General features: G+C 65.5%; 9 protein-coding genes. All 9 read right to left on the bottom strand.

Annotated features, from left to right (window positions below):
• Nucleotides 1-183 precede the first annotated feature (183 nt).
• The gene (locus tag ACVOLZ_RS21860; protein ID WP_481517962.1) at nt 184-948 is read right to left on the bottom strand and encodes an SDR family NAD(P)-dependent oxidoreductase; all 765 of its coding nucleotides are present in this window, start codon (nt 946-948) and stop codon (nt 184-186) included.
• A 78-nt stretch (nt 949-1,026) separates the two neighbouring features.
• Entirely contained in the window at nt 1,027-1,449 is a 423-nt protein-coding gene (locus tag ACVOLZ_RS21855) for a hypothetical protein (protein WP_481517961.1), read from the bottom strand.
• A gap of 70 nt (nt 1,450-1,519) precedes the next feature.
• The gene (locus ACVOLZ_RS21850) at nt 1,520-1,906 is read right to left on the bottom strand and encodes a VOC family protein (RefSeq protein ID WP_481517960.1); all 387 of its coding nucleotides are present in this window, start codon (nt 1,904-1,906) and stop codon (nt 1,520-1,522) included.
• 39 nt (nt 1,907-1,945) lie between these two features.
• Complete coding sequence (locus tag ACVOLZ_RS21845) at nt 1,946-2,575, bottom strand: DUF998 domain-containing protein (protein WP_481517959.1); 630 nt, start codon at nt 2,573-2,575, stop codon at nt 1,946-1,948.
• 26 nt (nt 2,576-2,601) lie between these two features.
• Nucleotides 2,602-2,943 (bottom strand): hypothetical protein, encoded by a 342-nt coding sequence (locus ACVOLZ_RS21840; protein WP_481517958.1) that lies wholly within the window; start codon nt 2,941-2,943, stop codon nt 2,602-2,604.
• Nucleotides 2,944-3,280: 337 nt separating this feature from the next.
• Nucleotides 3,281-4,657, bottom strand: a complete 1,377-nt coding sequence (locus tag ACVOLZ_RS21835; RefSeq protein WP_481517957.1) for a dihydrolipoamide acetyltransferase family protein — start codon at nt 4,655-4,657, stop codon at nt 3,281-3,283.
• Nucleotides 4,654-5,007: an SH3 domain-containing protein gene (locus ACVOLZ_RS21830; RefSeq protein WP_481517956.1), complete on the bottom strand. Its 354-nt coding sequence runs from the start codon at nt 5,005-5,007 to the stop codon at nt 4,654-4,656. Before ACVOLZ_RS21830 ends, ACVOLZ_RS21835 begins: the two co-directional genes overlap by 4 nt.
• A gap of 1 nt (nt 5,008) precedes the next feature.
• On the bottom strand, nt 5,009-6,088 hold the full coding sequence (locus ACVOLZ_RS21825) for an alpha-ketoacid dehydrogenase subunit beta (protein WP_481517955.1): 1,080 nt from the start codon (nt 6,086-6,088) through the stop codon (nt 5,009-5,011).
• The gene (pdhA, locus tag ACVOLZ_RS21820; protein ID WP_481517954.1) at nt 6,081-7,169 is read right to left on the bottom strand and encodes a pyruvate dehydrogenase (acetyl-transferring) E1 component subunit alpha; all 1,089 of its coding nucleotides are present in this window, start codon (nt 7,167-7,169) and stop codon (nt 6,081-6,083) included. The genes ACVOLZ_RS21825 and pdhA overlap by 8 nt, the downstream gene beginning before the upstream one ends.
• Nucleotides 7,170-7,552: the final 383 nt, after the last annotated feature.

Here is a 7,552-nt window from a genome sequence, read left to right as displayed (position 1 = left end):
CCCGCCCCGCCCCCCCCCCCGCCCGCCCCCGCCCCCCCCCCCCCCCCCCCCCCGCCCCCCCCCCCCCCCCCCCCCCCCGGCCCCCCCCCCGCCCCCCCCCCCCCCCCCCGCCCCCCCCCCCCCCCCCCCCCCCCCCCCCCCCCCCCCCCCCCGCTCCTACAAAAAGCAGGTCCCACAGCCCTGTCAGGCCGGCAGCGACTGCCCGCCATCCACCGCCAGCACCTGGCCGGTGATCCAGCGCGCTGTTGGCGAACACAGGAATACGGCGGTATTGGCCACATCTTCGACATTGCCGAAGCCACCGAACGGGATCTTGTTGCGGATCTGCTCGTAGAGTTCGGGGGCGCTGCTGCGGCGCTGCTCCCACAGCCCACCGGGGAATTCGATCGAGCCCGGTGCCAGAGCGTTGACCCGGATGCGCTCGCGCGCCAGCTCGGTTGCCAGCGATACGGTGTAGTAATTCAAGGCGGCCTTGGCGGCGGAGTAGGCCGCTGCGCGCGGCGTCGGCACCGATGCATTGATCGAGCTGATGTTGAGGATGGCCGGCATCGTGCTCAGGCGCAGATGGGGCAGGGCAGCGCGGTTGGCGCGCACCGCAGCCATCAGATCGATATCGAAACCGGCCTGCCAGCTTGCATCGTCATTGCCGTTGCCATAGCCGGAGGCATTGTTGACGAGGATATCGACGCCGCCCAACTCGGCCGCAGCGGCATCGATCCAGGCTTGAATCTGCGCCGGATCACCGAGATCACATTGCTGCGTGTGCGCGGCAGCTGCGCCATCGCGCAGCAATGATTCGGCAGCCTGCTGCAGCGCTGCTGCACCACGCGCGCAGATGCTGACTTTCGCGCCTTCGCGGGCAAAGGCCTGGGCGATGGCCAGGCCGATGCCGCGGCTGCCGCCGGCAACCAGCACGCATGCGTTTTGTAGCGAAACAGAAGGGGTCATTGCGGCGCTTCTGGTGGGCGGAGAGCGCACATTATCCCCGGGTTGCGCGTTGCAGGCAGCGAACGCGCTGTTCCGTGCTCAGGGCAGGCCGGGCACGTTCAAGGACGCGAACAGGATGTTCTGCGCCTTCTTCGCCATCGAGCGCGGCAGTTTGGCGATGAAGGTGTCGCCGGTCAGCGCCATGTCACCGCGAAGGATGAAGCCGTTGATCTGGGTATAGCTCTTGACGCTGTATTTGTTGCCGTCCTGACTTACTTCCAGATACATCGGCGAGGTCAGAATGTTGTTGCCCTTGCGATAGACACGGGTACCGTCGATGTCGCGGACCAGGCGATAGCCATGTTCGCTTGCCCAGGCATCAACCTTGGCCAACACGTTCTCATCGGAGCTGAAGGTGGTGAGGTCATGCGGTCTGCCGCTGTTCTTCGCCATCAGTGCCAGGATGTTGACCAGGGCCAAGCCGCCCAGTGCACCCACGATCATTCCGGTGATCAAACCCATGTTGTTGACTCTTTGAAGTTGGGGCGGCATTCCAGCACATCGCAACGCCGGTTGTCGTGAATACCTTGCGTTACTTCCAGATATTGGGCGTTGCGCCACGTTCCGGATGCTTCATCTGCACGATGCAGAAGCGATGACCCGTAGGTGCTTCCATCACCCACCAGCGTTTGACCTTGCCGATGCGGCGTGCGCCCAGCGCTTCAAGCCGGTCAGCTTCGGCATCGATATCGTCGGCTTCGATATCCAGATGCACGCGTGGGGCGTGATCGACGCGCTGCACTTCCACGTGCAGCTCGGCCGGCGCGCCGATCAGTTCGGCATATTGCGCGCCATCGTCCTCGGTGTAGCCGGGCTCGGCTTTCAGACCCAGTGCGGGTGCCCAGAATGCGGCGGCGGCATCGCTGTCGGTGCCCTGGCAATCAATGATGAAACCGGCCAGACGGCTGCGGTGGCTCATGCGGGTGCTCCGGTGACAGAGGAGGCCAGCGTACACCGGCTAACCGGGTACCCGAGTTATTGCGCTGCGGGCGGTAGCTGCAGAAGCGCTCAATCGCCATGCACTGATGCACAACACGCTGTACACACTCCACTCCGCCAGGCGTTGCAGCAGTCCGCGCCATGCGTGCAATGGTTCCAGCCCCATCAACACGAACAGCAGCAGCCAGAATCCTGCCAACGCAATCCACAGTACGCGCGTGGTGGGGCGGATTGCAGGTGAGGTGGCAAGCAGCATCAGGCCCAGTGCGGTGCCGAAATAGGTGAACACGCCGAGCAGCGTGTGCAGGGATTGCGACAGACTGCCATCGATCGGGCAGCCAAGATCGCAGGGCGCCAAGGCCGAACCTATCCATGCCAGCGGCTCGAACATCAGCAGCCAGTAGCCGAATCGACTGATGCCGGCGACGGGCGCTGTCCGTGCGAATGCGAATAGCAGCAGCGCCGCCAGCACGCCGACGGGAATGAAGCCGAACAGACTGATCAGCCGGGCGTGCGCGCTGCCGGTCGCGCCGAGTTCGCTGATGTATTGCGATAGCGGGGAATAACCGGGTTTGAGCGCGGCGCCGCCGAGCAGCATCAGCAGGTATATCGCCACGAACAGCAGGATCAGGCAGCGCTGGAAACGCATCGGCAGGCCGTCAATGGTTGCGGTGTTCAGCGTATGCGATTGGACAGGAACAACTCCACCTTGCCGCAGTTCGGGCAGGCGTGCAGGTCGAACTCTTCGCGGTTGACGAACAACTCGCCGATATCGCCAAGCAGGAAGGGCATGGCCTGCGAGCCTTCGTGGAAGCGCTTGCGGCCGATGAATTCCATGCGCATACCCGGGCAGCGCGGGCAGTCGATCAGGCGTGGCGGTTGGGTCCAGCTGCGCCGGTCATCGGGTTGATAGCCGCGTGGCGGTGGTGCGCCATCGGCGTGGGTGCCGCACTTCCAGCACTGGTCGAAGTTGTCTTCGTTGACTTCCTTGCAGCTGCTGCAGGTCCAGGTGCCCATGGTGGTTTTGGGTGATCGTGTGGGGTTGGTCAATCGTAGCGCTGGAGTTGTGGGTTGGCGTTACAGGTGGGTGATGTTTTTGGGCTGGTGGGGATTGGGCGAAAGATCAAGATCAAGAGCAAGAGCTGCCCTCACCCCAACCCCTCTCCCGTAAACGGGAGAGGGGCTAGCATTGCTGCGGCTCGTAGTGCACTGAGCCCCTCTCCCGCGTGCGGGAGAGGGGTTGGGGTGAGGGGCAGCTTCTAGCAAGCAAACCCAAGGCAAACATCAAGCAAACACCAAGCCCAAAAAAAGGCCCGCATCGCTGCGGGCCTCAAATAACGCCACTAAGAAACTATCAGTGAATCTTGGCCAGATCGTCGATCAGCACGCGCAGGAAGCGCGCCGCTTCGCCGCCGGTGCAGGCGCGGTGATCGAAGGTGACCGACAACGGGATGACCTTGTGCGTTTCAATGCCGCCCATCACCGGGGTGACCTGGAAGCGGGCACGGCCGGCGGCAACGATGGCCACGCACGGCGGCACAACGACAGGAGTGGCGTAGCGGCCGGCGAACATGCCGAAGTTGGACAGGCTGATGGTGTAGCCGCTCAGCTCCGACGGTGCGATCGAGCGGTCTTCGACCTGCTGGCGCAGACGGTTGATGCCTTCGCGCACGCCGCGCGCATCGAGCATGTCGGCATTGCGCAGCGCCGGCACGAACAGACCGTCGTCGGTGTCCACGGCAATGCCGATATCGACCTGCGCGTGCAGGGTGCGGGTGAGGTTGTCACCGTCGAACCAGGCATTCATTGCTGGCACGGCCTGGCAGGCGCTGACGATGGCGCGGACCAGACGCGAGGTCATGTCGTTGCCCGGTGCCCATGCATGGATGTCGGCATCGTCGCTGAGCGTGGTCGGTACGACCTTGCTGTGCGCATCGGCCATCACCCGCGCCATATTGCGGCGCACGCCCTTGAGCGGTTCCGGCTGGCCCTTGGCGACCACACCCGGAGGGGCGGTACGCATCGGCTTGCCAGCGGCAGACAACGGGGTGCGAGCGCTTGAGCCCCTCTCCCCCTGGGAGAGGGGTTGGGGTGAGGGTACGGCAGCTGCAGTGGAGCTCGATGCAACTGCCACTGTTCCAGAGGAAGAGGGGAGCAGGGCGGACGGGTTCGCCGCCGCCTGCTTCACATCATTCATCGTCACCGCGCCATCGGCGCCGGTGGCACGCACGCGGGCCAGATCGACGCCCAGCTTGCGGGCCATCGCACGCACGGCCGGTACGGCCTTTACGCCACCGACGGCCACGGCCTGCTCGGTGTGCACGGCATTGGAGCTGACCATCGCGCCGACCACGGTGCCTTCATCGGCACGCTCGGCGGCAGCGGCAGCAACCGGTGCCGGCGCGGCAACCGGCGCAGGCGCTGCTTCGGCCGGCGCGCCGTGGTGATGGCCGGTGTCCTGGCCTTCAGCGCGCTGCGGCAGGTTCGGGTCGAGTTCGAAACTGGCCAGCACGTGGCCGGTCACCACGATGTCACCGGCGCCGCCGGCCAGCTTCAGCACCTTGCCGGAGTACGGGGAGGGCACTTCGACCACGGCCTTGGCGGTTTCCATTGCCACCAGCGGCTCGTCGAGCTTGATCACGTCGCCTTCCTTGACGAACCATTCAACGATGGTCGCGTCCGGCAGGCCTTCGCCCAGGTCGGGCAGATTGAAATTCTTGGTCTGGCTCATGTGCGTTTCTCTTCCAGCAATTCAAGTTCGCGTGCCGGCAGCCAGCCCTGCGCGCCATCGGCGCGCTCGGACCACCACCAGCCACCATGTTCGTGATGCAGCCTTACCTGCTCCCCGCGGTCAACGTCCAGCTCGCGTGCGCTGTAGTCACGCAGCGCTTCGGCACAGCCATTGTCCAATACCTGCAGCCAGGCCACCGGCGCCCAGCCGGCGCTGCCTTCGCTGGTTTTCACCCAGGCGAAGGCAGGCCATTCTTCGTCGCGTACACCGAGCTCGACAATCTGCCCGGTACGGAACTGCAGGGGGTTGCGGTATTGGCTGCGGTAGCTGCCAATCAAGCGTGCCAGCATGTCAGCCCGCCGCGACCGCGCGCTTGGCGGCGGTCACAATCCGCTCAACGCTGGGCAGGTACTTCATTTCCAGGCGGAACAGCGGGATGTGGGTGTCATAGCCGGCAACGCGCTCGACCGGTGCCAGCAGGTCGTAGATCGACTCTTCGGCCAGGCGGGCAGCGATTTCGGCGCCAAAGCCAGCGGTCTTCGGTGCTTCCTGGACGATCACGCAGCGCCCGGTCTTGGCCACCGATTCGGCGATGGTGGCGAAGTCCAGCGGTCGCAGCGTGGCCACGTCGATGACTTCGGCACTGATGCCTTCGCCGGCCAGCTTGTCGGCCGCTTCCAGTGCTTCCTTGACCTGTGCGCCCCAGGTGACCAGGGTCACGTCGGTGCCGTCACGCAGCACGAAGCACACGTCCAGCGGCAGTGCTTCGCCGTCATTGACGACCACTTCCTTGTACTGGCGGTAGATGCGCTTGGGCTCCATGTAGATCACCGGATCCGGCTCGCGGATCGCAGCCAGCAGCAGGCCATAGGCGCGCTGCGGGCTGGACGGCAGCACCACGCGCATGCCCGGCACATTGGTGAAAATGGCTTCGTTTGCTTCGCTGTGGTGTTCCGGCGCGCGGATACCACCGCCCCACGGCACGCGCAACACCATCGGGCAATGCAGGCGGCCACGGGTACGGTTGCGCAGGCGTGCGGCGTGGCAGATCAGGTGATCGACCATCGGGTAGACGAAGCCATCGAACTGCGCTTCGGCCACCGGCTTCATGCCCTGTGCGGCCAGGCCGACGGTGAGGCCGGCGATGGTGGTTTCATCCAGCGGGGTGTCGAGCACGCGCTGCGAGCCGAACTGCTGCTGCAGGCCGGCGGTGGCGCGGAATACGCCGCCGTTGACGCCCACGTCTTCGCCCAGCACCAGCACCGAGGGGTCGTGTTCCATTTCCCAGGCAAGCGCCTGGGTGACGGCTTCGATGAGGGTGATCGGGGTAGCTGTCATCGGGGTGTCTCCGCTGTTGCTCGCCGCGTTGTGCGCGACGCCGTGATCGTGGCTGGCCGAGGTGACAGGCGCATTGCGCTTGATGTCATCCATGACGCTGCTCCAGTGCGATGGCGGCAGCACGCTGCGCCAGCAGGTCCGGCGGCGGATCGGCATACAGATAGTCGAACATGGCCTCGACCGGCTGCACCGGGCAGTTGAGGTAGGCGTTGACCTCCTCATCCACCCGGGTGCCGCATTCGGCGATCCAGTTCTTTTCTTCTTCTTCGCTCCACACGCCGTGCGCGGTGAGGTACTTGCGCAGGCGGATCAGCGGTTCCTTCAACCAGGCCGATTTCACTTCGGCGTCGTCGCGGTAGCGGCGGGCGTCGTCGGCGGTGGTGTGGTCGGACAGGCGGTAGGTGAGGAATTCCAGCACCGTGCCGCCCTGGCCGGACAGCGCACGCTCGCGTGCCTGTTCCATCGCCGCCAATACGGCGATCAGGTCGTTGCCGTCCACCTGCAGGCAGAACAGGCCGCCAGCCAGACCCTTCTGGGCCAGGGTTTCGGCGCCGGTCTGGGCCGAACGCGGCACCGAGATGGCCCAGCCGTTGTTCACCACGCACAGGATCAGCGGCAGCTTGTAGGCGCCGGCAGAGTTCACCGCAGCGTAGAAGTCGGTCTTGGAGCTGCCGCCATCACCGCAGACGGTGACAGCAACCTGCGGCATGTTGCGCAGCTTGAACGACAGCGCCGAGCCGGCCGCATGCAGGCACTGGGTCGAGATCGGTACGCAGATCGGGAAGTCGCGGACCGCATCGCTGTCGCGGTCGTAGTCGCTGCCGCGCTCGTCGCCGCCCCAGTACATCAGGACGTCACGCGGGCGCACGCCGCGCATGAACATGGCGCCGTACTCGCGATAACTGGGGGCGAACACGTCGCCGGACTTCATGGCCGCGCCGATGCCGACGTGGGCCGCTTCATGGCCCAGGCAGGAGGCAAAGGTGCCGAGCTTGCCGGTGCGCTGCAGCGCCACGGCCTTGGTGTCGAACACTCGCGTGGCCAGCATCTGCTTGAACATCGGCAGCAGCGAGCGTGGGTCACGCAGCGAGGCGGGGAGATCGTCACGTACCAGGTTGCCTTCGGCATCCAGGTACTGCAGGTAATCGATTTGGAACTGGGCGGAAACCGTCATTGCAGCAACACCTTGGACAGATGGTTTCAAATGATAGGAATTACGCATGGTAAGGACTCAGTCCGAAAAAGCCGTCCTGCGCCGCAACAAGATTGACCGGGTAAAGGCCAGGTTTGTTCCGCGGAACTCGACTCGGGCGAGCAATTACAACGTATTCAGTCTGTGGCAGCACGAACGGCACATTGTCGCGCTGCTTGGGTTTGCGCGTGTTTCGATTCCGTTTGCGCGGGAAAGGTCTCTGCCGTTCCATGGTCGATGGATTGCCCGGGTAGTGGGGGGGGGGCGGGGGGGGGGGGGGGGGGGGGGGGGGGGGGGGGGGCGGGGGGGGGGGCGCGGGGGCGGGGCGGGGGGGGGGGGGGGGGGGGCGGGGGGGGCCGGGGCGG

The organism is Stenotrophomonas sp. STEN020, assembly GCF_056760195.1.
The sequence above is the reverse complement of the archived record's forward strand: the minus strand, read 5'-3'. Positions and strand labels throughout refer to the sequence as shown.